This window comes from Aurantimonas sp. A2-1-M11 (assembly GCF_036549475.1).
Taxonomy (GTDB): domain Bacteria; phylum Pseudomonadota; class Alphaproteobacteria; order Rhizobiales; family Rhizobiaceae; genus Aurantimonas.
Window position 1 is genome coordinate 72,773 of record NZ_JAZHLI010000003.1, and the last position, 25,996, is coordinate 98,768.

Consider the following 25,996-nt stretch of genomic DNA (forward strand, 5'->3'; position numbering starts at 1 on the left):
CCCCTTACTCGCCCGCCTGCGGAAGCTCATCCGCATAGATGTCGGTCCAGAGCTCGGAGACGTCCGGCTCAGGGTCGTTCTGAGCGAAATCCGCCGAGTCGGCGACGATCTCGCGGACCTTCTTGTCGATGTCCTTGACGTCGTCCTCGGACATGCCCTGCTCTTCCATGAGCCGGCGCTTGACCTGTTCGATGGGATCGGATTCCGACCGCATCTTCTGGACCTCGTCGCGGGTGCGGTATTTCGCCGGGTCGGACATGGAATGCCCGCGATAGCGATAGGTCATCATCTCGAGGATGATCGGTCCCTCGCCGGCTCGGCAATGCTCGGCGGCCAGGTCGCCTGCCGCCTTGACCGCGCGCACATCCATGCCGTCGACCTGAATGCCGGGAATCTTGAAGGACAGGCCGCGATGGGCGAAATTCGTCTCCGCCGATGCCCGGTTCACCGAGGTGCCCATGGCGTAGCGGTTGTTCTCGATCACGTAGATAACCGGCAGCTTCCACAGCGAGGCCATGTTGAAGCTCTCGTAGACCTGCCCCTGATTGGCGGCGCCGTCACCGAAATAGGTGATCGAGATGGCATCGTTGCCCTTGTAGCGGTTGGAGAAGGCCAGCCCGGTACCGATCGGCACCTGCGCCCCGACGATGCCGTGCCCGCCGAAGAATTTCTTCTCCTTCGAGAACATGTGCATCGAGCCGCCCTTGCCCTTGGAATAGCCCGAGCGACGGCCGGTGAGTTCGGCCATGACGCCGCGGGCTTCCATGCCGGTCGCCAGCATGTGGCCGTGGTCGCGATAACCGGTGACGACTTCGTCGCCTTCCTTCATTGCCATCTGCATGCCGACGACAACGGCTTCCTGGCCGATATAGAGGTGACAGAAACCGCCGATGAAGCCCATGCCGTAGAGCTGGCCGGCCTTCTCCTCGAAGCGGCGGATGAGGAGCATGTCGCGATAGGCGCGCATTTCCTCTTCCTTCGAGAACTTTGCGGGCTGGGGCGGGTCGAAATGCTCCAGCGTCTTGACGATCTCGGCGGACGAATCCGCCGACGTGATTGCGCCATCGCCGGTAGGCCCAGCGGCCTTCTTCGATGCGGGTGTCTTGCTCTGCCTGGCCGCCAACGCTGCCTCCGGGTCTTGATCCGCCAATTCGCGGCTACAATTCACCCCGAGTATAGATGGTCCCACCCCGCCATCAAGCGACCGACGGTGGTTTAATCAGTATTCGGTTTAGTTGCTGCGACGCAGCAAATTGAACCGGAATTGCGTTTAAACTCGTCGGCCGTGTGCGTTGGCGTGCCCGATCCCCTGCAGCTCGTGCTGGCACGATTCTCACTCGCCCCGCCAAACAACTGACGCTGCTGAATAAATCCCCTGCCGCGGCTTCAACGCACGGGTCACGCATGACCACGCTGTCTAGCGCAGTATCACGATCTCTTCCGGCGTCGTCACGTTCAGAGCACGGCGTGCTCGCTCGTCGATCATGTCCCGCTCCAGCGTTCCGTCATGCAGCAACTGCACGCGGCGCTCCAGGCGCTCGCGTTTCACCGTCAGCTCGTCGAGGCGGGCGCTCTTGACCGCGAGGTCGCGCGACAATTCGGCCTTGGCCTCGATCCCGTATTTGCCGCTGTGGGCGTGGATGGCGAAATACGCGAGAAAACTCGCGGTGATGGCCGGCACAATCAGTCCGGCAATCCGGTTCTGGCGTTTCTGGATGGTGCGCATCGGGCCCTCCTTTCCGGTGCTTTTCGCACGTCCCGCTTAAGGCTGCGTAAACCACGGCGCCTCGTCGACGCGGGACGGACCCGAGGCGAATCTGTCCGCCGGCCAAGCAGCGGCCTTCCGCAACCGCGCCGCGGCGCTAGATCGACGGCACCGGCGCGATATCCGCAGCCCCATCGAGGACAATCACATGGCACGGAGCGAAGACGACGCCGAAGCGGATCGCCACGAGGAAGAACAAGAGGCGATGCGCATGACCGACCCGGAGGAGAACCTCCACAACGCTCCGTCGGAGGGCGAGACCCTGTCGGATTTCTTCGCCTTCGAGGAGATCTTTGCCCGCGTGCTGTCCACTGCCGACGACGAACTGAACGCCTCGAGCCGCTATCTCTTCTGGAGCGGCCTGGGGGCCGGTGGCGCGCTCGGGCTGACCTTCCTCGCCCGCGTGGTGTTCACCGAGGCCGGCGGCGAGGAGACCCCCGGCCTCCTCGGCAACCTGCTCTATCCGGTCGGTTTCCTGATCATCGTCCTCGGCCGTTACCAACTCTTCACCGAGAACACCCTGACGCCGGTGGTCCTGGTGCTCACCAAGCTCGCCAGCCTGCGCAACCTGCTGCGCCTGTGGGGCGTGGTCCTGCTCGCCAACATGATCGGTGCGGTCGGGGCCGCCGGCCTGCTGGCCTATTTCGACGTCATGGCTCCCGAACGGCTGGCTCTGGCCATCGAGATGAGCCGGGAAGCCTACGAAACCGACTGGTTCTCGCTGTTCTCCAAGGGCGTCATCGCCGGCTGGATCGTCGCGGCGATGGTCTGGCTCGTGCATGGCGGACGCGACACCGTGTCCAAGATCCTGTTCGTCTGGCTGCTGATGTATTTCGTCGGGGTCGGCGGCTTCTTCCACGTCATCACCTCGTCGGTGGAGGTCTTCTTTCTCAGTTTCCGCCTGGAGGAGGTCGCGTTCCTGCCGCTGCTGCCGAACTTCGTCCTGCCCGTCCTGCTCGGCAACACGATCGGCGGCGTGACCTTCGTGGCGGTACTGAACTACGCGCAATTCGCCGCCCACGAGGATTCGGCCCTGTTCGAGCGCTATGGCGACCGCCTGTCCTGGCGGGAATGGATGCTCGGCGCCAAGGGTCGCAAGCCCGGGGAGCGTGCCAAGCTTGCCTGACACGGGCGGGTGGAGGGTGGCCGCCCGCTCACCCGCCGGGGCTGTCAGGCCGGACCCGCGATCTCGTTTGGGAACACCGCCCCTGGTGTGCCGGCTCGGCTTCGACGTTCCGGCGGACGAGAGGCTCGACCAGCGCGGCAACGGACCGGACGGCCACGAAAAAAGGGCGCCCGCGGAAGCCGGCGCCCTTCGTCGTGTTCAGAGTCTTGCCTGTCCTACTGACAGAAATCGTATGTCAGCCGCGCGAACGCAGGACCGAGCGGCCGGCATAGACCGCCTGGTCGCCCAGCTCCTCTTCGATCCGCAGCAACTGGTTGTACTTGGCAAGTCGGTCCGAGCGCGCCAGCGAGCCGGTCTTGATCTGTCCGCAATTCGTCGCGACGGCCAGATCGGCGATGGTCGAATCCTCGGTCTCGCCGGAGCGATGCGACATCACCGCCGTGTAGCCAGCCCGATGCGCGACCGAGACGGCGTCGAGCGTTTCCGACAGGGTGCCGATCTGGTTGACCTTCACCAGGATGGAATTGGCGACCCCCTTCTTGATGCCTTCGCGGAGGCGTTCGGAATTGGTGACGAAGAGATCGTCGCCGACCAGTTGGACCTTCGACCCGATATTGTCGGTCAGTGCCTTCCATCCATCCCAGTCGTCCTCGGCCATACCGTCTTCGATCGAGATGATCGGGTAGGCCGAGGCGAGTTCGCCGTAGTAGGCGGCCATGTCGGCGGGCGAGAGCTTCCGCCCCTCGCCTTCGAGATCATAGACGCCGCCCTTGAAAAACTCTGTCGAGGCCGGGTCGAGCGCGATGAAGATGTCCTCGCCCGGGGCGTAGCCGGCCTTCTCGATCGCCTTCATCACGAAGTCGAGGGCTTCCTTGGCCGAACCGAGATTGGGGGCGAAGCCGCCCTCGTCGCCGACATTGGTGTTGTGGCCGGCATCCTTCAGCATCGTCTTCAGCGTGTGGAAGACCTCCGCGCCCATCTGCAGCGCATCGGAAAAGCGCTCGGCGCCCACCGGCATGATCATGAATTCCTGGAAGTCGATCGGGTTGTCGGCATGGGCGCCGCCATTGATGATGTTCATCATCGGCACCGGCAGGACATGCGCCGATGCGCCGCCGACGTAGCGATAGAGCGGCAGCGCCGCCGCATCGGCCGCGGCCTTCGCCACCGCCAGGGAAACGCCGAGAATGGCGTTGGCGCCCAGCCGGCTCTTGTTGGCGGTGCCGTCGAGGTCGCGCATGGCGGCGTCGATGCGGATCTGGTCCTCGGCCTCGTAGCCGCCGATCGCCTCCAGGATCTCGCCATTGACCGCGGCGACCGCCTTCTGCACGCCCTTGCCCATGTAGCGGCTGCCGCCGTCGCGCAGCTCCACGGCCTCGTGGGCGCCGGTCGAGGCGCCGGACGGGACCGCTGCGCGGGCTAGCGTGCCGTCTTCGAGAATGACGTCGACCTCGACCGTCGGATTGCCCCGGCTGTCGAGAATTTCGCGTCCGATGATGTCGATGATGGCGGTCATGCGGCGTGTCTCCAAGCGTGGTGTTCGCCAGCCTTCTAGACTAGGCGTGTGACGGATTGAACCGATTCTCGCGGAAGTCGGCAAAGCCCCGGGTCGGACGCCCGCCACAGCGGGCGATGGCGGCGTCAGGCGAAGGACTTCGCGACCGCGTCCAGCGCCTGCAGGCGCTTCAGGAGTTCCGGCATCTGCGCCAGTGGCACCATGTTCGGGCCGTCCGAGGGCGCGTTGTCGGGATCCTCGTGGGTCTCGATGAACAGGCCGGCGACACCGACTGCCACGGCCGCCCGCGACAGCGTCTCCACGAAGCGCCGGTCGCCGCCCGACGAGCCGCCCTGCCCGCCCGGCTGCTGCACCGAATGGGTCGCGTCGAAGACCACCGGCGCGCCCATCCCGGCCATGATCGGCAGCGCGCGGAAATCCGACACCAGCGTGTTGTAGCCGAAGGAGGCGCCGCGCTCGGTCAGGAGCACGTTGGGATTGCCGCTGTCGGTCACCTTTGTCAGGACGTTGTTCATGTCCCAGGGTGCCAGGAACTGCCCCTTCTTGATGTTGACCACCCGCCCGGTCCCGGCCGCGGCGATCAGAAGGTCAGTTTGCCGGCAAAGAAAAGCCGGGATCTGCAGGATGTCGCAGACCAGGCCCGCTTCGCGGCACTGTTCCTCGGTGTGCACGTCGGTCAGCACGGGCAGGTCGAAGGTCCGCGCGACCTCCTCGAAGACCGGCAGCGCGTCGGCCAGACCGATGCCGCGCTTGCCCGTAAGGCTCGTGCGGTTGGCCTTGTCGAAGCTGGCCTTGAAGACGTAGCCGATGCCTAGATCGTCGGTGATCCGCTTCATCGTCTCGGCGACCATCATCGCATGATCGCGGCTTTCCATCTGGCACGGACCGGCGATCAGCGCGAAGGGTCGGGAATTGTCGAACACGGCCTTGCGGGCCGCGACGCTGCCGTTCGGCGCTGTCATGGGTATGTCTCCTCGAAGGCTATGAAGGGGCTGCCGTCCGCACCGAGCGGCACGACGATTCGCCCGTCGGTGTCCGTTGCGGCGAGCGGGCCGAGCGCTGCCCGCGTGCGGGCGATATAGGCGACGGACAGAACGATACCGGCAAAGCAGAGTTCGGCGCCGGTGACGGCCATTCCATAGCGCGATGCCGCATGGGCAGCCGGGAGGATTTCCAGTTCGGCAGTCCCGAAGGCCAGGCGCTCGATGCCGTCGGTGCCCTGGCCGATGGTCTCACCCGCCGCAGCTTCCAGAAGCTGCCGTGCGTCGCTGGGCATGTCGCCGGCAAGGACGATCCGCGCGAGGCCCTCGGCGCCATTGGCGTGGCGTGTCAGCACCGACCGATCCGGCGCGCTCACATGCAGCTTCTGGCAGAAGAACAGCGTGCCGGCAAAGCCCGGCAGGGTGCGGGCGAATGTCAGGCGGAACGACAATTCGTCGGCCGTGCCGTCGTCGCGGCGGAAGGGCCGTGCGAACTCGACCAGGCCCAAATCGGCAAGGCCCTGCGCGGCGAGCCTCTCCCGGTCTCCGGTCGCGTCGGGCGATTGCAGGGCCAGCGCGGAGATGGCGGGCAGCGGATAGGCGGACCGGAGCGCGGCATCGCGCGCCACGAAGAGATTGCCGTCGGCCAGCGCCCGCGCCTGCGCATCGCGATCGACCACGGCAAGCGGTTCCAGATAGATGCCGTCGGCGAAGAACACGCAGGCATTGCCCGTCCCGAACGGATGAGCGGCGTCCGGCGCCACGGTGAAGCCGAGGGCGGCCAGGCGCTGCCTCGCAGCGGCAAGGTCGGCAAAGGGCAGGACGAGGTGATCGATCGCGCGCATGGTCACGGCCTATTCGATCTCCCCCAGCAATGCCAGATGTCCGGCGCATGGCCGCGGCAGGCGGCCAGTTCGACCCGGCGCTAGACCAGTCTCGAGCGTTCCACCGCGGCGGCGATGAAGGAGGCGAACAGCGGATGCGGCTCGAAGGGCCGTGACTTCAGCTCGGGGTGGTACTGCACGCCGATGAACCAGGGATGGTCCGCGAGTTCGATCGTCTCCGGCAGCAGCCCGTCGGGCGACATGCCGGCGAAGCTCATGCCGACGGCCTCCAGCGGCTCGCGATAGGCACGGTTGACCTCGTAGCGGTGGCGATGGCGTTCCTCGATGGCGGTGCCACCGTAGATCTCGGCGATCTTCGAGCCTTCCTTGAGGCTCGCGGCATAGGATCCCAGCCGCATCGTGCCGCCGAGGTCGCCCTTCTTGGCGCGCTGCTCCAGCTCGTTGCCCTTTAGCCATTCGGTCATCAGGCCGACGACGGCTTCCCCGGGATCGCCGAACTCGGTGGACCCGGCGTTCTCGATGCCGGCCAGCGAGCGGGCCGCCTCGATCACCGCCATCTGCATGCCGAAGCAGATGCCGAAATACGGCACGTTGCGCTCGCGGGCGAATTTCGCGGCGAGGATCTTGCCCTCGGACCCGCGCTCGCCGAAGCCGCCCGGCACGAGAATGCCGTTCACCCGCTCCAGATACGGCGTCGGGTCTTCCTGCTCGAAGACCTCCGATTCGATCCAGTCGAGCTTGACGCGCACCTTGTTGGCGATGCCGCCATGCTGCAGCGCCTCGATCAGCGATTTGTAGGCGTCCTTGAGGCCCGTATACTTGCCGACGATGGCGATGGTCACCTCGCCCTCCGGATGGCGGATGCCGTCGGTCACCTGGTGCCAGAGCTGCAGCTGCGGCTTGGGCGCCGGGTCTATGCCGAAGGCGGCCAGCACTTCGGTGTCGAGGCCTTCGTGGTGATAGGCGATCGGCACGTCGTAGATCGTGGCCACGTCCAGTGCCTGGATGACCGCCGTCTCGCGCACGTTGCAGAACAGGCTCATCTTGCGCCGCTCCTCGGCCGGGATCTGCCGGTCGGCGCGCACGAGAAGAATGTCCGGCTGGATGCCGATGGCGCGCAGTTCGCGCACCGAATGCTGGGTGGGCTTGGTCTTCAGCTCGCCCGCCGTCGGGATGTACGGCATCAGCGTCAGATGGACGTAGATCGCCCCGCCGCGCGGCAGGTCGTTGCCGAGCTGGCGGATCGCCTCGAAAAACGGCAGCGCCTCGATGTCGCCGACCGTGCCGCCGATCTCGCAGAGCACGAAGTCGAAGTCCTCGTTGCCGTCGAGGACGAATTCCTTGATGGCGTCGGTGACGTGGGGAATGACCTGGACCGTTGCGCCGAGATAGTCGCCGCGGCGCTCCTTGGCGATGATCCCCTGGTAGATCCGCCCGGTGGTGATGTTGTCCATCCGGTTGGCCGAGCGTCCGGTGAACCGCTCGTAATGGCCCAGGTCCAGATCGGTCTCGGCACCGTCGTCAGTGACGAAGACCTCGCCGTGCTGGGTCGGGCTCATCGTGCCGGGATCGACGTTGAGGTAGGGATCGAGTTTCCGCAGCCGCACGCGGTAGCCGCGTGCCTGCAGGAGAGCACCGAGAGCGGCCGATGCAATGCCCTTGCCAAGAGAAGAGACCACGCCGCCAGTGATGAAGATATATCGCGCCATGGGCCTTCCCGATATCGCGGCGGAGGTGATTCCGCCAGTCACTTTTTACGCAAACGAAAAACCGGCGGGGCACCCGAAGGGGCCCCGCCGGCGAAGCTCGGACGGCAGATTGCGTGTTATTGCCTGTTCAGCGGGGTGCCGGTCTCGTCCGCGGGGCGTTCCGTGCCCGCCGCGGGCGCCTCGACGGGCGGAACGGTCGGCGTGTCTTCAACGGCTGGCGAATCCTCGGCCGGGTTGGCCGGGATTTCCTCGCCCTCTGCCGGGGCCTCGACCTCTGCCGGGCCAACGTCGGCTTCAGGCACGATCGTCGCATCCGCTGCCGGCTCGGCCGGGACCGGTGCCGGAGTGGTCTCGGTCGCCGGGGCTGCCGGTGCGCTCTCGGGCAGCGACGGAGCGGCGCTCGGCGCATCGGCAGCTGCCGGGGCGGCGTCGTTCGCCGCGGGGCCTGCCGCCGGTGCCTGCTGCTCGGGAAGACCGCCCAGCTGATCCAGCAGGCTGCCGCCCTGATCGCCGTCACCCACCGGGGCGCTCTGGCCGCTCTGGTTGACCGGCAGGCGATCGAGGATGTCGGTCGGCTGCGCGCCATAGCGGGCAAGGACACCCAGCGACAGCGAGGTGATGAAGAACGCCGCGGCCAGGATGCCGGTCGTGCGAGTCAGCGCATTGGCGGCTCCACGCGCCGACATCATGCCACCGCCGCCACCGCCAATGCCCAGCGCGCCGCCTTCGGAGCGCTGCAGCAGGACGACGACGACCAGCGTCACGACGATCATCAAGTGGATGATGATGAGAATGGTTTCCATGGGACTTTCGCAACGCGTCTATTCGAGGATTGCGCGCCTTCTACAGAAGCGCCGCCCGCTTTCCAACCGTATTCGGCAATTGCGGGCGATCGGGCCCGCACTTCGCAGCGTTTTGGTCAGGCCGTCGGCGATGCCTGGCATATCGCGACGAAGTCCGACGCCTTCAAGCTCGCGCCTCCGACCAGGGCCCCGTCGACATTGTCGATCGCCAGGAATTCGGCTGCGTTCGCCGGCTTCACCGAACCACCGTAGAGAATCCGCACGCCGTCAGCGGCATCGCCGAAGCGATCGACGAGGCGCCTGCGAATGAAGGCGTGGATGTCGCGCACGTCGTCCGCCGTAGGGGTCTTGCCGGTGCCGATGGCCCAGACGGGCTCGTAGGCCACCACCACCTGATCACCATCCACATCGTCCGGCAGCGAACCGGCCAGCTGCCGATCCAGCACGTCCGTCGTGGCATCGGCGTCGCGCTCGGCCTCCGTCTCGCCGATGCAGATCACCGCGATCAGCCCGGCACGCATCGCCGCCTCGGCCTTGGCGCGGACGAGTTCGTCGCTTTCGCCGTGATCGGCGCGCCGCTCGGAATGGCCGACGATCACATAGCGGGCACCGACATCCTTGAGCATCGTCGCTGCGATGTCGCCGGTGTGGGCGCCACTGTCGGCCGGATGGCAATCCTGCCCGCCGACCGCGGCGACATCGCCCAGAATGCCGAAACTCGCCGACAGCATGGTGGCCGGCGGGCAGATCAGGATATCGCGGCCCTCGTTCAGACCGTTGCGGCCGGCATCGGCGATGGCCTGAAGCTCCGCCAGGTCCCTGAGCTGCCCGTTCATCTTCCAGTTTCCGGCTATCAGCGGCCTCGGTGCCATCGTGTTCTCCCATCTTTGTCAGGCGCCCACGGCCCGGCGCGGACCTTACGCATGAAAGGGCGTAAATCAATCGTGCGTGTCGCTTGCGTCGGACCTGTACGGTTTCCTAAAAGGCACACAACAGAATGCCCTCGGTCGTCTCGCTCGGCGACCCGTGGGGCGAACGGGAGACCATCATGCTCAACACGCTCCGCGGCAGCATCTCCGGCTGGACGGCCAAAATCCTGCTCGGCCTGCTGGTCCTCAGCTTCGCGGTCTGGGGTATCGGCGACGTGTTCCGCGGCAGCGTGGCAAATGCCGTGCTGACCGCCGGCGAGACCGAAGTCTCGCTGCAGGACTATGCCCTGGCCTACAACCGCGCCGAATCCCGGCTCGCCAGCCAGATCGGCCGCCAGCCGACGGCCGAGGAAGCCGAGATGTTCGGCATCAGCCAGTCGGTCATCAGCCAGCTCGTCGCGGGCGCAGTCCTGGACGAACAGGGCCGCCGCATCGATCTCGGCCTGTCGCAGGATCGCCTGGCCCAGGTCATTGCGGAGGATCCGACATTTCAGGACGCCTCGGGGAATTTCTCGCGGGCCCAGTTCCAGAACGCCCTCTACAACGCCCGGATCAGCGAGACCGACTACATTCGCGGCCAGGAGAACCAGGCGGTGCGCAGCCAGATCGTCGATGCCGTTTCCGAGGGCATCGTCATTCCCGACGCCTTCGCCACGGCGCTCGGCCTCTATAATGGCGAGCGACGCACCGTCGAATATATGACGCTGACGCCTGCCGTCATCCCGTCGGTCGCCGACCCGTCCGAAGAAGTTCTCGCAAGCTATTTCGCGGAGAATACGCAGCGCTACGCCGCTCCCGAATATCGCTCCGTCTCCTTCGCCGTCCTGACGCCGGAAGCGCTGGCCGATCCGTCGACGATCACAGACGAGGCGGTCGCGGAGGATTACGAGCAGTACAAGGATCGGTACACGACACCCGAGCAGCGCCGCGTGCAGCAGATCGCCTTTCCCGACGAGGCGGCGGCGACCGAGGCCAAGGCGAAGCTCGATGGCGGGGCCAGCTTCGAAGACGTCGCCAGGGATGCGGGACGCAGCCCGGCCGACATCGATCTGGGCCTCGTCAGCCGCGCGCAGATCCCGGACGCCACCGTGGCCGACGCCGCCTTCGGCCTGGCCGAAGGCGAGACGTCCGACGTGGTCAACGGAGCCTTCGGGCCGGTGCTGCTGCGGGTCGCGGAGATCCAGCCAGGTGCGGTGCAGCCGCTCGAAGAGGTGTCCGACGAGATCCGTTCGGCCCTGGCGCTGGTCGCTGCGAACGATACGGCCAATTCCGCCTACAACGCATTCGAGGACGCACGTGCCGGTGGCGCCACCTTCGCCGAGGCAGCGCAGAGCGCCGGCGTCACGGTCCAGACGATCCCGGCGGTCGACCGCGAGGGCAACGGACCGGACGGCCAGCCCGTCCCCGAACAACCTTCGGCGCAGGAATTCCTGCCCGGCGTGTTCGAGACCGAGCCGGGCATGGACAATGTGCCGATCAACTTCCAGTCCAACGGCTATGTCTTCTACGACGTCATCAGCATCGATCCCGCCCGCGACCGCACGCTCGACGAGGTGCGCGACCGGGTGATCGCCGACTGGAAGGCCGCCGAGACCGATCGCCTGCTCGCCGAGCGCGCCGCGCAGATGAAGAGCGAACTGGAAGCCGGGCAGAGCATCGCCGAAGTTGCCGCGGCAGCCGGTGTCGAGGCCCGTACCGCTGCGTCGATCTCCCGTCAGTCCGGCGCGTCCGAGCTCGGCCAGGCCGGCGTGAACGCCGCCTTCTCCGGTGGCCCCGGCACGGTCGCCACCGCCGCCGGGCGCGAGGCGGGCTCGCAGGTCGTCCTTCGGGTCAGCGAGGTTGCGCCGCCGGCAGATCCCGCCTCCAGTGTCGCGGCCAACGAGCGCAGCCAGATGACCGGCATGCTGGAGAACGACGTTCTGGAGAGCTACGTGTCCCTCCTGCAGAACGACACCCCCATCGCGGTCCATCCGGCCGGTATCGAGCGGGCAAAGGCACTGATCCGTTGAGCCAGAGCCTCAAACCCTTCCTTGCCAAGGTCGCCGCCGGCGAGAGCCTGGACCGCGACGAGGCCAAGGCCGCGTTTTCGGTGATGATGTCCGGCGAGGCGACACCGTCGCAGATCGGCGGCTTCCTGATGGCGTTGCGGGTGCGCGGCGAGACCGTCGAGGAAATGGCGGGCGCCGTCGACGTCCTGCGGGCCAACATGCTGCGGGTCGAGGCCCCTGCGGAGGCCGTTGACATCGTCGGCACCGGCGGCGATCACGCAGGCACGCTGAACGTGTCGACCTGTTCGGCCTTCGTGCTGGCCGGCTGCGGCCTCGTCGTTGCCAAGCACGGCAATCGCGCTCTGTCGTCCAAGTCGGGCGCCGCCGACGTCCTGATGGCGCTCGGCGTCAATGTCGACCTGAAGCCCGAGGCCATCTCGCGCGCCCTCGGCGATGCCGGCATCTGCTTCATGTTCGCGCCGACCCACCACGCCGCCATGCGGTTCGTCGGCCCGAGCCGCGTCGAACTCGGTACCCGCACGATCTTCAACCTGCTCGGACCGATGTCCAACCCGGCATGCGTCCGCAAGCTGCTGCTCGGCTCGTTCTCGCGCGACTGGCTCGTGCCGATGGCCGAGACGCTGCGGGCACTGGGCACCGAATCCGCATGGCTGGTCCATGGCGACGGGCTGGACGAGATGACCGTCTGCGGCACCACCGAAGTGGCGGCGCTGGAAAATGGCGAGATCCGCCAGTTCGCCATCGAGCCGGAGGATGTGGGCCTGCGCCGCTGGCCGCTGGCCGACATCAAGGGCGGCGACGCGGCCACCAACGCCGCAGCGCTGCGGGCCGTGCTCGACGGCGCCGACAATGCCTATCGCGAGATCGTACTGCTGAATGCCGCCGGCGCGCTGGTCATGTCCGGCCATGCGGGCGACCTGCGCGACGGAATCGTCAAGTCCGCCGATGCCATCGACAGCGGCCGTGCCCGCGCGGCCCTGGAACGACTGGCCGCCGTCACCCAGATGATTGCCGCGGAGACGAAATGAGCGACATCCTGCAGCGGATCGAGGCCTACAAGCGCGACGAGATCACCGCCGCCAAGCAGCGCGTCTCGCAGGCCGATCTCGAAGCGCAGTTCGCTGCCGTCGAGCCGCCGCGCGGCTTCACTGCCGCGATAACGGCGCGCCATCGCGGCTCCGGCCTGGCCCTGATCGCCGAGGTGAAGAAGGCGAGCCCATCCAAGGGGCTGATCCGCGCCGATTTCGACCCGCCGGCGCTCGCCGCCGCCTATGAGCGCGGCGGTGCCGCCTGTCTCAGCGTTCTGACCGACAAACCGTCGTTCCTGGGCGATCCGGCCTTCCTCACGACGGCCCGCGCGGCGACGAAGCTGCCGGCGCTGCGCAAGGATTTTCTCTATGATACGTATCAGGTGGCCGAGGCCCGCGCCTGGGGCGCCGATGCGATCCTGATCATCATGGCGGCGGTGGACGACGCGCTGGCCCGTGATCTGGAAGCGGCGGCCATGGCCTACGGCATGGACGTCCTGGTCGAGGTCCATGACGAGGCCGAGACCGAGCGGGCCCTCGCCCTTGCCACGCCGCTGCTGGGCATCAACAACCGGAACCTGCGCACCTTCGAGACCTCGCTGGAAACCTCCGAGCGGCTCGCCGCGCTGGTCCCGGACGATCGCATCCTCGTCGGCGAAAGCGGTATCTTCACCCATGACGACTGCCTGCGCCTCGCGGGCCACGGCATCCGCACCTTCCTCGTCGGCGAAAGCCTGATGCGCCAGGACGATGTCGAGGCGGCCACCCGCGCCCTCCTGGGCGGGTCACCTGCTGCGCCGGTGCCGGCATGAGCGAATCCCGCGATGCCGCCCTGACGCATCTCGACTCGACCGGTGCCGCGTCGATGGTCGATGTCGGCGACAAGCAGCAGACCGTGCGCGTCGCCGAGGCCGAGGGCCTCGTGATGATGCAGCCGGCGACTCTCGAACTGATCCTGGCAGGCGAAGCCAAGAAGGGCGACGTCATCGGCATTGCTCGTGTCGCCGGCATCATGGCCGCCAAGAAGACCCATGAGCTGATCCCGCTGTGCCATCCGCTGATGCTCGAGAAGATCGGCGTCGAGATCGTTGCCGAACCGGCGCTGCCCGGCCTCAGGGTGACGGCCACGGCGCGCGTTGGCGGCAAGACGGGCGTCGAGATGGAAGCACTGACGGCCGTCTCGGTCGCCTGTCTCACCATCTACGACATGGCCAAGGCCGTCGATCGATCGATGACGATCAGCGGCATCCGCCTCTTGGCCAAATCCGGCGGCCGCTCCGGCGACTGGTCCGCGGGCGCATCCTCATGAGCCTGATCCCCGTCGAGGAGGCCTATCGTCTCCTCGTCGAGGACGCCCTGCCCCTGGTGCACACCGAGACATTGCCCCTGCGCGACGCGTCGGGACGCATCCTGGCCGCCGACACCGGCTCGCTGCGCACCCAGCCCGGCTTCGACGCATCGGCCATGGACGGCTATGCGGTCCGCGCCGCCGATATCGGCGGGAACGGAGCCCCTTTCCGGCCACTGCGCCTCGTCGGCGAAGCGGCCGCCGGCCATGCCTATGACGGCACGCTGCAACCTGGCGAAACCATCCGCATCTCCACCGGCGCGCCGGTTCCACCGGGCGCCGATGCCATCCTCATCCAGGAAAATGCCGACCGCGAGAGCGGCACCGTCACCGCCACGACGCCGGTCGTCGTCGGCCAGCACATCCGTCCTGCCGGGATAGACTTTGCCGAAGGCACGCCGCTCCTGTCCGCCGGCACGGTGCTGACACCCGGCGCGATCGCCCTGGCGGCCAGCGGCGGCCATCCGGACCTCTGCGTCCGCGCCCGGCCGAAAGTGGCGATCCTGGCCACAGGCGACGAACTCGTCTTGCCCGGCGAAGCCATCGGCCCCTCGCAAATCGTCGCGTCCAACACCTTCGGCGTGGCCGCGCTCGTGCGCGAGGCCGGCGGCGTGCCGCTCAATTGCGGGATCTCGCCCGACCGGGAATCGGCCATCGACGCGCAGCTGGCCAAGGCGCTGGCCGACGGCGCCGACATCTTCGTCACCATCGGCGGCGCCTCGGTCGGCGACCACGACCTCGTCGGCAAGGTCTTCGCCGCCCGCGGCGTCTCGCTGGATTTCTGGAAGGTGGCGATGCGCCCCGGCAAGCCCTTGATGGCTGGCAGGCTCGGCGACATGCGCGTCGTCGGCCTGCCCGGAAATCCCGCTTCCTCGATGGTCGCGGCGACGCTGTTCCTTGCGCCACTGGTCCGTCGCCTCGCGGGCCGCCCGGACAGGCCCCTCCGACGCCGGGGGATCCTCGCTGCGCCGATGCCGGAAAACGGCGACCGCACGGATTTCGTTCGCGCCCGGATCAAGCCGGACGACGCTGGCCCGCCCCGGATCGTGCCGCTGCCGCGGCAGGATTCGTCGTTGTTGTCGATCTATGCCGCCGCCGATGCCCTGCTGGTTCGCCCCGTCGGCGCGGCACCCGCGCAAATCGGCGATCCGTGCGACTATGTCCCCCTGACGGCGCTGGAGCCACTTGCAGAACACAACTAGAACAGATAGGTTTGTTCAGGTTTTGTTTTGAGGAGTCGCCCGGATGCTGACGCGCAAACAGCACGATCTTCTGGTGTTCGTGAACGATCGGGTGCGCGAGACCGGCGTGCCCCCGTCCTTCGACGAAATGAAGGATGCGCTGGACCTGCGGTCCAAATCCGGCATCCATCGCCTGATCACCGCGCTCGAGGAGCGGGGCTTCATCCGCCGCCTGCCCAACCGGGCCCGGGCGCTCGAGATCCTGAAACTGCCGGAATCGATCCAGGGCAACCGCCCGGCTCCGGTCGGACGCACCGGCTTCAAGCCGAGCGTCATCGAAGGCAGCCGCGATACGGGCCGCCCCGCGGCGGCCACCCAGGCGCAACCGGCCAGGGCAGCCGCATCGACGTCGATCCCCGTCATGGGCCGTATCGCCGCCGGCGTGCCGATCTCGGCCATCCAGCACAACACCCATTCCATCGTCGTGCCGCCGGACATGCTGGGCAGCGGCGAGCATTACGCCCTCGAGGTGAAGGGCGACTCAATGATCGAGGCCGGCATTCTCGACGGCGACACGGTGGTCATCCGCCGCGGTGAGACCGCAACGCCGGGCGAGATCGTGGTCGCACTGGTCGACGACGAGGAAGCGACGCTGAAGCGGTTTCGCCGGCGCGGTGACACGATCGCGCTGGAAGCGGCGAATCCCGCCTACGAGACGCGGATCTTCGGGCCCGACCGCGTCAAGGTGCAGGGCAAGCTGGTCGGGCTCATCCGTCGCTACTGATCGGGCTTCGCCGGCAGGTGCTGTTCGCAAAGGCCCGGTTCAGCGTTTTCGGTCAGGTGCGCGTCGAAGCGCCTGACGCGGACTTTCGACCGGCCGTTATTCGGCATCTGCCGCGCGAGCGGCGTCCGGATTCGGGGCCGGTCCGGCGGGCGGCGTCTGCATGTTCGCGGCGGTGCCCGGCGCCTCCCGCCGCGGCGGAGCTTGCGCTGCTGGCGGCTCGGCATCCGGTGCGGCCGGCTTGCGCCAGTATTCGGGCCAGGGCGCCAGGCGATGGGCTTTCCACCGCGTCGGCGGATCCTCGATGGCCTGCACGACCACGGGTCGGCCGGTCGCCGCATCCCGGCTGATGGCCAGCGAGCCACTGTGCCGCAGGGTGCGCAGCGTCACCAGAATGGCGCCCGAACGACATGCACTAAGGCGGATCGCCCGCGAGACGATCGCCACATCCCCTTCGTCGCAGGCGTCACCCGTCCGGGCGTAATCCTCCGTCCAGATCACCCACAATCCGCTGCGGGTCGCAAAACGGCAATATTCAGCTGCGCAATCGGCCGGAACCGTCGGGCGCTGCCGGTCGGCCGAGGCAGCCCGCGGCGCGCGGGCCTCGAAAGCCCGCTCCCATTGGTCGGCGACGAAGGCGCTGGGGCGTGCCCTCAGGAAGGCGAGCGCGCCGTTTTCGTCCAACGTCGCGACCTCCTTGCCGTCCTCGAAGAGCAAAAGCTCCGGTGGCGCGGTCCTGACGGGGGTCGCGAGCAGGCCGACAACCGCCAGCGGCACCGCAAACCAGCGCAACTGGCTGGCGAGACAGGACGCCGTCAGGATTGCGGCCGTCAGCGGGATCAGCCCCAGCGCGGTCATCCGCCCGATCGCCTGGTCCGGCAGCACGGCATAGACGTTGCGCGCGATCTCCAGCACAAGCCAGATGCCCGCGCCCATCGCCTGAAACGGCAGGGCATCGAGACCGAAGGGAACCAGCAGTGTCCCCACCAGGGCCAGCGGCATGATCCACAGGCTGAACAGCGGCATGGTCAGGAGATTGGCGACGAATCCGAAGACTGCCAGCCTGTGGAAATGATAGCCGGCATAGGGCGCCGTCGCCGTGCCGGCAAAGAGTGACGTGGCCGCGATCGCCGCGACCGCGACCGCGACGAGGATCTTTCCGCCCAGGCCCGGATCCACCTCACGGCCGCGACCGCGCGCCGCCCGCCATTGCGATAGGGCCGCATAACCGCCGATCAGGGCGACGGTTGCGGCGAAGCTCATCTGGAAGCTGGCGGTCATCACCGCGTGCGGGGCGATGAGAATCACGACGATGGCAGCGATCGAGACATTGCGGAGCGTCAGGGCGGGCCGGTCGAGGAGGACGGCCCCCAGCATGATCGCCAGCATGATGAAGGAGCGCTGCGTGGCGACGTTGGCGCCGGAGACCCCGAGATAGACTGTCGCGACAATCAGCGCGGCGACAGCGGCGATCTTCTTGGCCGGCACGCGCAGCGAGATGGCCGGCAGGAGCGACAGCGCCGCCCGCACAAGAAGCATGGCGAATCCCGCCACGATTGCCATGTGCATGCCGGAGATCGACAGGACATGGGCCAGGCCCGTGCCTCGCAGCCATTCGCGCGCATCCTCGGGGATGCCGGCCCGCTCGCCGGTGATGAGCGCCGCGGCGATCGCGCCTTCACGACCACCGATGACCTCATGGATGCGCTCGGTCAGGGCAAGACGCGTGTCGGTCTGCATCCGCCGGAGGCGGCCGACGAGGCCGGGCGCCGCATCGGGAACCGCGAGAGCCGCCGGTCGCGCCTCCGGCGGGCCGAGCGAATAGCCAAAGGCGCCGATGCCGTCGAAGAAGGGCGCGACAGCGAAATCGTAGGCACCGGGATAGGCCCGGTCCGGATGGTGGGCCGAGCCGCACGAGACCCCGATAGAGGCCGCCTGGCGCAATCGGATCGTGGCGGCTGCCGACGACGATTCGCGCGCGCTCCGGCGGCCGCGACAGGACCGGCCGTTCCGTCTCGGCAATATCGATCACATAGCGGTAGCGCCCGTTCTCGGTGCGCTCGCGGGACACCACATGACCGGCGATCCGTACGGTGGCCTGGCCCGAGATGATCGTCGTGTCGGTGCGTTGATATTCGCCGATGGCCAGCGCAGTCCCGACCAGCGTGAAGCCGGCGCAGATCAGGAACGGATGCAGCACCGGCTGGCCGACCGTCCGTGTGGCGAGGCCGAGCATCGCAATGGCGGCGGCAACGACGAGCCAGAGGCTCGGCGCCCATCCGCCCCCATGGACGACCGCAACGCCGATCATTAGCCCCAGCGGCACCAGGTGAAAGCCGGACCGGGCGCGTGTCTCGAGGGCGAGCTGGCCCTGCAGCCATTCCGCAAGCGCGTCACGCCAGGCCGTGTGCGGCGGCAGCCGGGGGCTCGCCGGCCATCGGGGGAGCATGGCGTGCGGAAAGGCTCGCCGCCGAATGGCCGCATCTGCGCCTGCGTCGCGGTCGGTGGCGCTCTCCATGCCCTCCGGTCCCGTCGGCTTGTCTCTCCCCTCGCCTATGGTACACAGCCGCCATGCGAAAGCGATCCATGCCGATCGCCCCGACCTTCCATCGTATCAATATCGGAGAGACCATGACGGACGCCGTGGTGACCCGCTTTGCCCCTTCGCCGACGGGCTTCCTGCACATCGGCGGCGCGCGCACGGCGCTGTTCAACTGGCTCTATGCCCGGGCAACGGGCGGCAAGATGCTGCTGCGGATCGAGGACACCGACAGGGCCCGCTCCACCGAGCCGGCGGTCAAGGCCATCATCGATGGCCTCGATTGGATGGGCCTGACCGCGGACGAGCCGCCGGTCTCCCAGTACGAGCGCGCGCCGCGCCACCGCGAGGTGGTCGAGGAGATGCTCGCCAAGGGCCAGGCCTATCGCTGCTACGCCAGCCAGGCCGAGCTCGAGGAGATGCGCGAGACCGCGCGGGCCGAGAAGCGCCCGCCCCGCTACGACGGCCGCTGGCGCGACCGCGACCCGTCCGAGGCGCCGGACGGCGTCAAGCCGGTGATCCGGCTGCGCGCGCCGCTGGACGGCGAGACGATCGTCCGTGACAAGGTCCAGGGCGACGTCCGCTTTCCCAACAAGGATCTGGACGATCTCGTCCTGCTGCGCTCGGACGGCAGCCCGACCTACATGCTGGCCGTGGTCGTCGACGACCACGACATGGGCGTGACCCACATCATTCGCGGCGACGACCATCTGACCAATGCCGGTCGCCAGACGCTGATCTACCAGGCGATGGGCTGGGAGGTGCCGGTGATGGCGCATATCCCGCTGATCCACGGGGCCGATGGGGCCAAGCTCTCCAAGCGCCACGGCGCGCTGGGGATCGAGGCCTATCAGGCAATGGGCTATCTGCCGGTGGCACTGCGCAACTACCTCGTGCGGCTGGGCTGGAGCCATGGCGATTCCGAGATCATCTCCACCGAGGAGATGATCGAATGGTTCGACCTGGCGGAGATCAACAAGGGTGCCGCGCGCTTCGACTTCGCCAAGCTGGAGGCGCTGAACGGCCACTGGATTCGCCGGAGCGAAGACGCGGAGCTGGTCGACATGCTGATGGCCGAGCGCGACGTGTTGTCCAATGGCGGCATCCTGAAGACGCGCACCGACGACGAGGTTCGCACCAAGCTGTCGGCCGCGATGCCCGGCCTGAAGGAACGCGCCAAGACGCTGGTCGAGCTGACCGAGAGCACGGCCTATCTCTTCGCCGACCGGCCCTTGCCGATCGCGGAGAAGGCCGAGGCGATTCTCGCCGATGGCGGTCGGTCCATCGTCGGCGCGCTCGCACAGCGTTTCGAGGCGGTGCCGGACTGGACGGCGGCGGATCTGGAAGCTGCCGTGCGCGCCTATGCCGAGGAAAACGACCTGAAGCTGGGCAAGGCTGCGCAACCACTGCGTGCGGCCCTCACCGGTCGCACTACGTCACCGGGCGTGTTCGACGTTCTGGCCGTTCTCGGCCGGGAGGAATCGCTGGCAAGGCTCGCCGACCAGTCTGCCTGATTGTTAGACGCGACTGTTGCGCCGCAACACATGGCGTGACCGGAAACTTGTCGGCTTCATGGCTTTGGAGTAGTCAGGCATCTGAACAATCTGTGTGCGCTGCAAGAGGTCCATGCCTGCGCGGCTATCATCGAAGGGAAAACGCATGACCGAACAGTCGGCGAAGCTCAAACTGGGTGAAAAGGATGCGGACCTGGCTGTTCGCAGCGGCAGCATCGGACCCGACGTGGTCGATGTCACCGCGCTGTACAAGCAGACCGGACTCTTCACCTACGACCCGGGTTTCTCGTCGACGGCGTCCTGCGAATCCAAGATCACCTATATCGATGGTGACGAGGGCGTGCTGCTCCACCGCGGCTACCCGATCGACCAGTTGGCCGAGCGCGGCGACTTCCTCGAGACCTGCTACCTGCTGCTCTACGGGGAACTGCCGACGACTCGCGAGAAGGACGACTTCGTCTATCGCGTGACCCGCCACACCATGGTTCACGAGCAGATGAGCCGGTTCTACACGGGCTTCCGCCGGGACGCGCATCCGATGGCCGTCATGGTGGGCTCGGTCGGCGCATTGTCGGCGTTCTATCACGACTCCACCGACATCGCCGATCCGCACCAGCGGATGGTGGCGAGCCTGCGGATGGTCGCCAAGATGCCGACCATCGCGGCGATGGCCTACAAGTACCATATCGGCCAGCCCTTCGTGTATCCGCGCAACGACCTGGCCTATGCCGAGAACTTCCTGCACATGTGCTTCGCGGTTCCGTGCGAGCCCTACCGGATCAACCCGGTGCTGGCGCGGGCGATGGACCGGATCTTCATCCTCCACGCCGATCACGAGCAGAACGCCTCGACGTCGACCGTTCGCCTCGCCGGCTCGTCGGGTGCCAACCCGTTTGCCTGCGTTGCCGCCGGCATTGCCTGCCTCTGGGGCCCCGCCCATGGCGGCGCCAACGAGGCCGCGCTCAACATGCTGATGGAGATCGGCACCAAGGACCGGATTCCCGAATTCATCGCGCGCGCCAAGGACAAGAACGACCCGTTCCGCCTGATGGGCTTCGGGCACCGCGTCTACAAGAACTACGATCCGCGCGCCAAGATCATGCAGAAGACCTGCCACGAGGTCCTCGACGAACTCGGCATCAAGGACGACCCACTGCTCGAAGTGGCGATGGAACTGGAGCGCATCGCCCTCACCGACGAGTATTTCATCGAGAAGAAGCTCTACCCGAATGTCGACTTCTATTCGGGCATCACGCTGAAGGCGCTGGGCTTCCCGACCACCATGTTCACCGTGCTCTTCGCTGTCGCGCGGACTGTCGGCTGGATCGCCCAGTGGAAGGAGATGATCGAGGACCCGCATCAGCGGATCGGTCGTCCCCGCCAGCTCTACACCGGCGCCGAGCTGCGCGACTACGTCGCCGTCGACCAGCGCGGCTGAACCGGCTTCGACCACGAGTGCAGGAATGGGAATCGAGCGCTGCGGCGCCCGTTTCTATGTGCGGAGAGACGATCCGCGGCGCGCGATGCAATCGCATACGATCGCCGCTGCGGCTTCGCCGGGCGCCTCGTCGATACGCATCATTTCCCGGATCTCGGCAAATCCCGCCCGCTGGGCGGCACGCTCCGGCGTTTGCGTCATCAGCCGTTCGAGCCGGCGGGCCAGCATGTCCGGCCGCACGAATTCGTGGAAATGCTCCGGCACCAGCGCATGGCCGACGATGAAGTTCGGCATTGCCGCGGTCCAGGCAGAGATCAGGTGGCGGAACTGGTAGGCGACGGGATCGAGCCTGTAGGCCAGCGCCATCGGCACGTCGGCCAGCGCCAGTTCGAGGGACACCGTTCCCGAGGCGGCCAGGGCGGCGTCGGCTTCGGCGAAGGCTGTCCATTTCGCCGCCTCACCCGTCACCACCGTGGGCCTGACCTCCCAGCCGGCGATTTTCTGTTCGATCAGGACGCGGTGCCGCTGGATCGCCGGGATGACGGCGGTCACGCCCGGCATCCGCTGGCGCAGGACGTCGAAAGTCCGGCCGAAATCGTCGATCAGCCGGTTGATCTCTCCGCGTCGCGAGCCCGGCAGGATCAGGAGTTTGGGCGGAACGGCCGGGCGCCGGCCAGACGCCGTGCGTTCCGGATCGGCGATCATCGCGGCCAGGTCCGGCACCCGCATCAGCGGATGGCCGACATAGGTGGACGGCGGCCCGCCCAGCCGCTGCATGGTGGCCGGCTCGAAGGGCAGGATGCAGATGGCGTGGTCCACATAGGCCCGCATCGCCGCCGCCCGTTCCTCCCGCCACGCCCAGACCGTCGGTGGGACGTAATTGACGATCGGCACGTCGGGCATCGCCTGGCGCACGCGCTTTGCCACGCGATGCGAGAAGGTCGGGCTGTCGATGATGACGAGGACGTCCGGGCGGGCGGAGATCACCGCGTTGGTGACCTGGGATAGCCGGCGTAGCAGTTGCGGCAACCGGGCCAGAATCGCGCCGATGCCGATGATCGAGAGCTCGTCGATGTCGAACAGGCTGTCGAGCCCCTCCGCCTGCATCCCCTCCCCGCCGAGGCCGACCAGTCGCAGGTCCTCACCAAGTTTCGGGCGGAGCGCACGGATCAGGTCGGCACCGATGCGATCCCCGGAGGCTTCCCCGACCACGAAGGCGATGGTCGTCATGGCCGGTTCCTCTCGCCGCCATTGTCCAGGGTCTCCTCCTGCGAATCGTCCAGGCCGACGATGGCGATGTCCTTGGCCTCCGCCGCCGCCAGCACGTCGTCGATGCCGAGTACGAGACTGCGCCCTGCGGTGATGCCGATGGCGCTGATCCCGGCGGCGGCCGCTTCGGCGATGGTCGCGTCGCCGATGCTCGGCAGGTCGAAGCGTTCGTCCTGGGTCGGCTTGACGATCTTCACCAGAACGCAGCGTTCGGAGCGGCCGATCCGGCCACGCGTCTTCAGGTCGGCAACCCGCAGCAGCATCTCGCGCGTGCCTTCGATCCCCTCCAGCGCGACGACGCGATCGGCGGAGGCCACCACCGCCTGTCCGATATCGAGCGCGCCGAGCCGATGGGCGGCCCGTGTAGCGAGGGTCAGCGCCTGCTCTTCGTCCCTGCCGGGAGCGCGCCGAGTGAGCGTCCCGCAAGGTGTCAGAAGGCTCGGCGCGATGTCCTGCACAGCGATCATCTCGAAGCCCTGCTTCTCCATGTAGCGCGACAATGCGCGCAGCAGCCGGTCGTCGCCGCCGCGCACGATCTTCAGCGCGGCCGGAAGCCGGATCAGGGTCTGGAAACTGGGAATGAGCGCCCGAAAGTCCGGGCGGTGGCTGACGGTGCCGCAAAACACCATGCGCCGGACGCCGCAGGACTTCATGTAGGCGATGGCGTCGCCGGTGCGGCCCCAGGCAAAGGCCCCGCCCTCGTAGCCCGACCAGTCGTCGGCCATGCCGTCGCCGATCCTCACCACCACCGGCCGCCAGCCCGAGCGACGCGCGGCCTCGGCCACCAGCCTCGGCAGCGATCCGCCCCCCGCCACCAGCCCGAGAGCATCGCCCGGCCGATCGGGAGCCAGTCCGGCCATCGTCAGCTCAGCTGGGTATGGCGCGGAAAGCACAAGGCGCGGTCGCCGCCCGAGCGGATGAAGCCCAGAAGATCCTGCACCAGCGGATCGTTCGGGAATTCCGCCTGGACCTCGTCCATGTTCTCCTTGAACGTCAGGTCGAACGAGAACAGCATACGGTAGGCGCGGCGCACATTGCGGATCGCCTCGCGATCGAAGCCCGCCCGCTTCATGCCGATGACATTGAGGCTCGACAGATAGGCGCGGTTGCCCAGCACCATGCCGAAGGGGATGACGTCGCCCTCTACCGCCGCAAGGCCGCCCACATAAGCATGGTGGCCGATGCGCGTGAACTGATGGATGCCAGAGCCGCCGGCGATCGTGGCATAGTCGCCGACCGTGCAGTGACCCGCGAGCATGACATTGTTGATCACCGTGACGTTGCGGCCGACGATGCAGTCATGGGCGACATGGGCGCCGGTGAAGAAGGCGCAATTGTCTCCGATCGTCGTTTCCGAGCGGCCCTGCACGGTGCCCGGGTTCATCGTGACGTGCTCGCGCACCAGACAGTCCCGCCCGATCACCAGCCGGGTATCCTCGCCGCGATATTTCAGATGCTGCGGAGCATGCCCGAGCGAGGCGAACGGCCAAATCTGGGCATTCTCGCCGATGACCGTATTCCCCCACAGGGCGACATGGGAGCGGAGCCGGCTGTTGGCGCCGAGCTGTACCTGCGGCCCGACATGGCAGAAGGGACCGATTTCGCAGCCGTCGCCAATCACCGCGCCGTCCTCGATGACGGCGCTGGGATGGATCTTCGTCTCGGCCATGTTCAGCTCTTCGGGCCGCGCGGCGACAGCATCGCGCTCACCTTGGCTTCGGCGACCTTGGTACCATCGACCTGGCCGACGCAGTCGAACTTCCAGATGCTGCCGCGCTTCTTGAACTGGGTCACATGATATTCGAGCCGGTCGCCAGGCACGACGGGCTTGCGGAACTTGGCGTCGTCGATGGTCATCAGATAGACGAGCTGCGGCGTATCGCCGTTGTTGGCGCGGATGCAGATGGCACCGGCGGTCTGGGCCATGCCCTCCAGAATCAGGACACCCGGCATGACCGGCGCCGACGGGAAATGTCCCTGGAAATGCGGCTCGTTCACCGAGACGTTCTTGATCCCGATCGCACTGCGATCCCCGTCGATATCGATGATCCGGTCGACCATCAGAAAGGGGTAGCGGTGGGGAAGAAGCTCCATGATCTCCAGGATATCGGCGCTTTCAAGAACCATCGCGTCGTCACTCATCTGTCTTCCTTGGAGAACGTCCCCGTTGCGCCAGCTCAGATAACGTCGTGATCTCGCGAAACCAGTCCCGGACGGGCTTGGCGGGCGTGCCGCCCCAGCGCGCGCCCCGCGGCACGTCGCCCGCCACCGACGACACGGCGGCGATTTGTGCCCCGTCCGCAATGGTCAGATGTCCGTTGATGCCGGTCTGTCCGCCGATCATGACGCCGTCCCCGAGCGTCGTACTGCCGGAGATACCAACCTGCGCGACGATGACGCAATGGCGCCCGATCCGCACGTTGTGGGCAATCTGCACCTGGTTGTCGACCTTGGTGCCCTCGCCGATCACCGTGTCCCGGACTCCGCCGCGATCGATCGTCGTATTGGCGCCGACCTCGACATCGTCCTGGATGATGACGCGGCCGATCTGGACAGCCTTGACCAGGCCGGTCGGACTGGCAGTGTAGCCGAAGCCGTCCTGGCCAATCCGCACACCCGGGTGAAGGATCACCCGGTCGCCGATCAGGGCATGGGTGAGCGTGACATTGGAGCCGATGCGGCAGTTGCGCCCGATGCGGCAGCCGGCGCCGATGACGGCGCCTGCCCCGACGATCGTTCCGCGACCGATCTCGACACCCGGACCGATCACCGCGAAGGCTTCCACCGTCACGTCACCTTCGAGGCGTGCATCGGCATGGATATCGGCCCGCGGCGACAGACCGGTCAAACCGGAGGCTGCCGTCGGCAGTACTGCGTCGGGAAAAAGCGCCCTGCCCGCAGCCGTGAAGGCGATGGCCGAATTTTCCGTCACAAGGGCGGGCATGCCCGCCGGCAGGAGCCTGACATTCTTGCGAGCGACGAGGATGCAGCCGGCTCGCGTTTCCGCGAGCTCCGCCCTGTAGCGCTTGCTGTCGAAGAAGGACAGATCCTGCGGCCCGGCCTCGGCCAGGGCCGCGACGCCGGTGATCAGCAAACCCGGATCGGTGCCCTCGCCGAGGCTTGCACCGATCAGGCTCGCAAGCTCCCCCAGGGTGAGACCGTCGCCGCGCGGAAAGAAGGTCGATTCATGCATCGGGACGGTCTGGGCCGGACGAG

22 protein-coding genes and 2 pseudogenes are annotated in these 25,996 nt (G+C 67.2%); 9 read left to right on the top strand and 15 right to left on the bottom strand.

All coding sequences use genetic code 11. The annotated features are described in order from the left end of the window. Positions 1-4: 4 nt before the first annotated feature. Both pdhA and VQ042_RS02190 read right to left on the bottom strand, forming a co-directional pair. The gene (gene pdhA, locus VQ042_RS02185; protein WP_442880010.1) at positions 5-967 is read right to left on the bottom strand and encodes a pyruvate dehydrogenase (acetyl-transferring) E1 component subunit alpha; all 963 of its coding nucleotides are present in this window, start codon (positions 965-967) and stop codon (positions 5-7) included. A gap of 450 nt (positions 968-1,417) precedes the next feature. Beyond that, on the bottom strand, positions 1,418-1,726 hold the full coding sequence (locus VQ042_RS02190) for an FtsB family cell division protein (RefSeq protein ID WP_331814976.1): 309 nt from the start codon (positions 1,724-1,726) through the stop codon (positions 1,418-1,420). A 187-nt stretch (positions 1,727-1,913) separates the two neighbouring features. On the opposite strand from VQ042_RS02190, the gene VQ042_RS02195 reads away from it, so the two are divergent. Then, entirely contained in the window at positions 1,914-2,891 is a 978-nt protein-coding gene (locus VQ042_RS02195) for a formate/nitrite transporter family protein (protein ID WP_331814979.1), read from the top strand. A gap of 235 nt (positions 2,892-3,126) precedes the next feature. On the opposite strand, the gene eno is transcribed toward VQ042_RS02195, so the two are convergent. The 6 genes and pseudogenes from eno to tpiA form a co-directional block, all read right to left on the bottom strand. Further along, a complete protein-coding gene (gene eno, locus VQ042_RS02200; protein WP_331814981.1) occupies positions 3,127-4,407 on the bottom strand; it encodes a phosphopyruvate hydratase in 1,281 nt (426 codons plus the stop codon). 125 nt (positions 4,408-4,532) lie between these two features. Then, entirely contained in the window at positions 4,533-5,369 is an 837-nt protein-coding gene (gene kdsA, locus VQ042_RS02205; protein WP_331814983.1) for a 3-deoxy-8-phosphooctulonate synthase, read from the bottom strand. Further along, on the bottom strand, positions 5,366-6,232 hold the full coding sequence (locus VQ042_RS02210) for a VOC family protein (protein WP_331815181.1): 867 nt from the start codon (positions 6,230-6,232) through the stop codon (positions 5,366-5,368). Before VQ042_RS02210 ends, kdsA begins: the two co-directional genes overlap by 4 nt. Positions 6,233-6,312: 80 nt before the next feature. Next, a complete protein-coding gene (locus VQ042_RS02215; RefSeq protein WP_331814986.1) occupies positions 6,313-7,941 on the bottom strand; it encodes a CTP synthase in 1,629 nt (542 codons plus the stop codon). A gap of 326 nt (positions 7,942-8,267) precedes the next feature. Further along, positions 8,268-8,744 (bottom strand): annotated as a pseudogene (gene secG, locus VQ042_RS02220) (preprotein translocase subunit SecG); the annotation flags it as partial. Between the two features lie 116 nt (positions 8,745-8,860). Then, on the bottom strand, positions 8,861-9,616 hold the full coding sequence (gene tpiA / locus VQ042_RS02225; protein WP_331814990.1) for a triose-phosphate isomerase: 756 nt from the start codon (positions 9,614-9,616) through the stop codon (positions 8,861-8,863). 176 nt (positions 9,617-9,792) lie between these two features. Here tpiA and VQ042_RS02230 point away from each other — a divergent pair, with 176 nt between their 5' ends. The 6 genes from VQ042_RS02230 to lexA are packed head-to-tail and all read left to right on the top strand — an operon-like array spanning position 9,793 to position 16,023. Further along, on the top strand, positions 9,793-11,682 hold the full coding sequence (locus VQ042_RS02230; RefSeq protein WP_331814992.1) for a peptidyl-prolyl cis-trans isomerase: 1,890 nt from the start codon (positions 9,793-9,795) through the stop codon (positions 11,680-11,682). Then, the gene (gene trpD / locus VQ042_RS02235; protein WP_331814995.1) at positions 11,679-12,710 is read left to right on the top strand and encodes an anthranilate phosphoribosyltransferase; all 1,032 of its coding nucleotides are present in this window, start codon (positions 11,679-11,681) and stop codon (positions 12,708-12,710) included. The genes VQ042_RS02230 and trpD overlap by 4 nt, the downstream gene beginning before the upstream one ends. Next, positions 12,707-13,522, top strand: a complete 816-nt coding sequence (gene trpC / locus VQ042_RS02240) for an indole-3-glycerol phosphate synthase TrpC (protein ID WP_331814997.1) — start codon at positions 12,707-12,709, stop codon at positions 13,520-13,522. Before trpD ends, trpC begins: the two co-directional genes overlap by 4 nt. Continuing rightward, entirely contained in the window at positions 13,519-14,019 is a 501-nt protein-coding gene (gene moaC / locus VQ042_RS02245; RefSeq protein WP_331814999.1) for a cyclic pyranopterin monophosphate synthase MoaC, read from the top strand. The genes trpC and moaC overlap by 4 nt, the downstream gene beginning before the upstream one ends. Further along, on the top strand, positions 14,016-15,260 hold the full coding sequence (locus VQ042_RS02250) for a molybdopterin molybdotransferase MoeA (protein ID WP_331815001.1): 1,245 nt from the start codon (positions 14,016-14,018) through the stop codon (positions 15,258-15,260). The genes moaC and VQ042_RS02250 overlap by 4 nt, the downstream gene beginning before the upstream one ends. A 43-nt stretch (positions 15,261-15,303) precedes the next feature. Continuing rightward, complete coding sequence (gene lexA / locus VQ042_RS02255; RefSeq protein ID WP_331815004.1) at positions 15,304-16,023, top strand: transcriptional repressor LexA; 720 nt, start codon at positions 15,304-15,306, stop codon at positions 16,021-16,023. A 96-nt stretch (positions 16,024-16,119) separates the two neighbouring features. On the opposite strand, the gene VQ042_RS02260 is transcribed toward lexA, so the two are convergent. Further along, positions 16,120-17,964 carry a ComEC/Rec2 family competence protein gene (locus VQ042_RS02260; RefSeq protein ID WP_331815006.1) on the bottom strand — a complete coding sequence of 615 codons (1,845 nt, stop codon included), beginning with the start codon at positions 17,962-17,964 and terminating at the stop codon, positions 16,120-16,122. Position 17,965: 1 nt separating this feature from the next. Beyond that, positions 17,966-18,538 (bottom strand): annotated as a pseudogene (locus VQ042_RS25905) (hypothetical protein); the annotation flags it as partial. Between the two features lie 113 nt (positions 18,539-18,651). Here VQ042_RS25905 and gltX point away from each other — a divergent pair. Beyond that, positions 18,652-20,073, top strand: coding sequence for a glutamate--tRNA ligase (gene gltX, locus VQ042_RS02270; protein WP_331815012.1), 1,422 nt, complete (start codon positions 18,652-18,654; stop codon positions 20,071-20,073). 145 nt (positions 20,074-20,218) lie between these two features. Continuing rightward, complete coding sequence (gltA, locus tag VQ042_RS02275; protein WP_331815015.1) at positions 20,219-21,511, top strand: citrate synthase; 1,293 nt, start codon at positions 20,219-20,221, stop codon at positions 21,509-21,511. A gap of 54 nt (positions 21,512-21,565) precedes the next feature. Here gltA and lpxB read toward each other — a convergent pair whose 3' ends face one another. The 5 genes from lpxB to lpxD are packed head-to-tail and all read right to left on the bottom strand — an operon-like array spanning position 21,566 to position 25,973. Beyond that, positions 21,566-22,741, bottom strand: a complete 1,176-nt coding sequence (gene lpxB / locus VQ042_RS02280; protein ID WP_331815018.1) for a lipid-A-disaccharide synthase — start codon at positions 22,739-22,741, stop codon at positions 21,566-21,568. Then, a complete protein-coding gene (locus VQ042_RS02285; protein ID WP_331815020.1) occupies positions 22,738-23,640 on the bottom strand; it encodes an LpxI family protein in 903 nt (300 codons plus the stop codon). Before VQ042_RS02285 ends, lpxB begins: the two co-directional genes overlap by 4 nt. 2 nt (positions 23,641-23,642) lie before the next feature. Beyond that, entirely contained in the window at positions 23,643-24,449 is an 807-nt protein-coding gene (gene lpxA / locus VQ042_RS02290; protein WP_331815023.1) for an acyl-ACP--UDP-N-acetylglucosamine O-acyltransferase, read from the bottom strand. A gap of 2 nt (positions 24,450-24,451) precedes the next feature. Further along, on the bottom strand, positions 24,452-24,922 hold the full coding sequence (gene fabZ, locus VQ042_RS02295) for a 3-hydroxyacyl-ACP dehydratase FabZ (RefSeq protein ID WP_331815026.1): 471 nt from the start codon (positions 24,920-24,922) through the stop codon (positions 24,452-24,454). After that, the gene (lpxD, locus tag VQ042_RS02300) at positions 24,915-25,973 is read right to left on the bottom strand and encodes a UDP-3-O-(3-hydroxymyristoyl)glucosamine N-acyltransferase (protein ID WP_331815029.1); all 1,059 of its coding nucleotides are present in this window, start codon (positions 25,971-25,973) and stop codon (positions 24,915-24,917) included. The genes fabZ and lpxD overlap by 8 nt, the downstream gene beginning before the upstream one ends. Between the last annotated feature and the right edge of the window lie 23 nt (positions 25,974-25,996).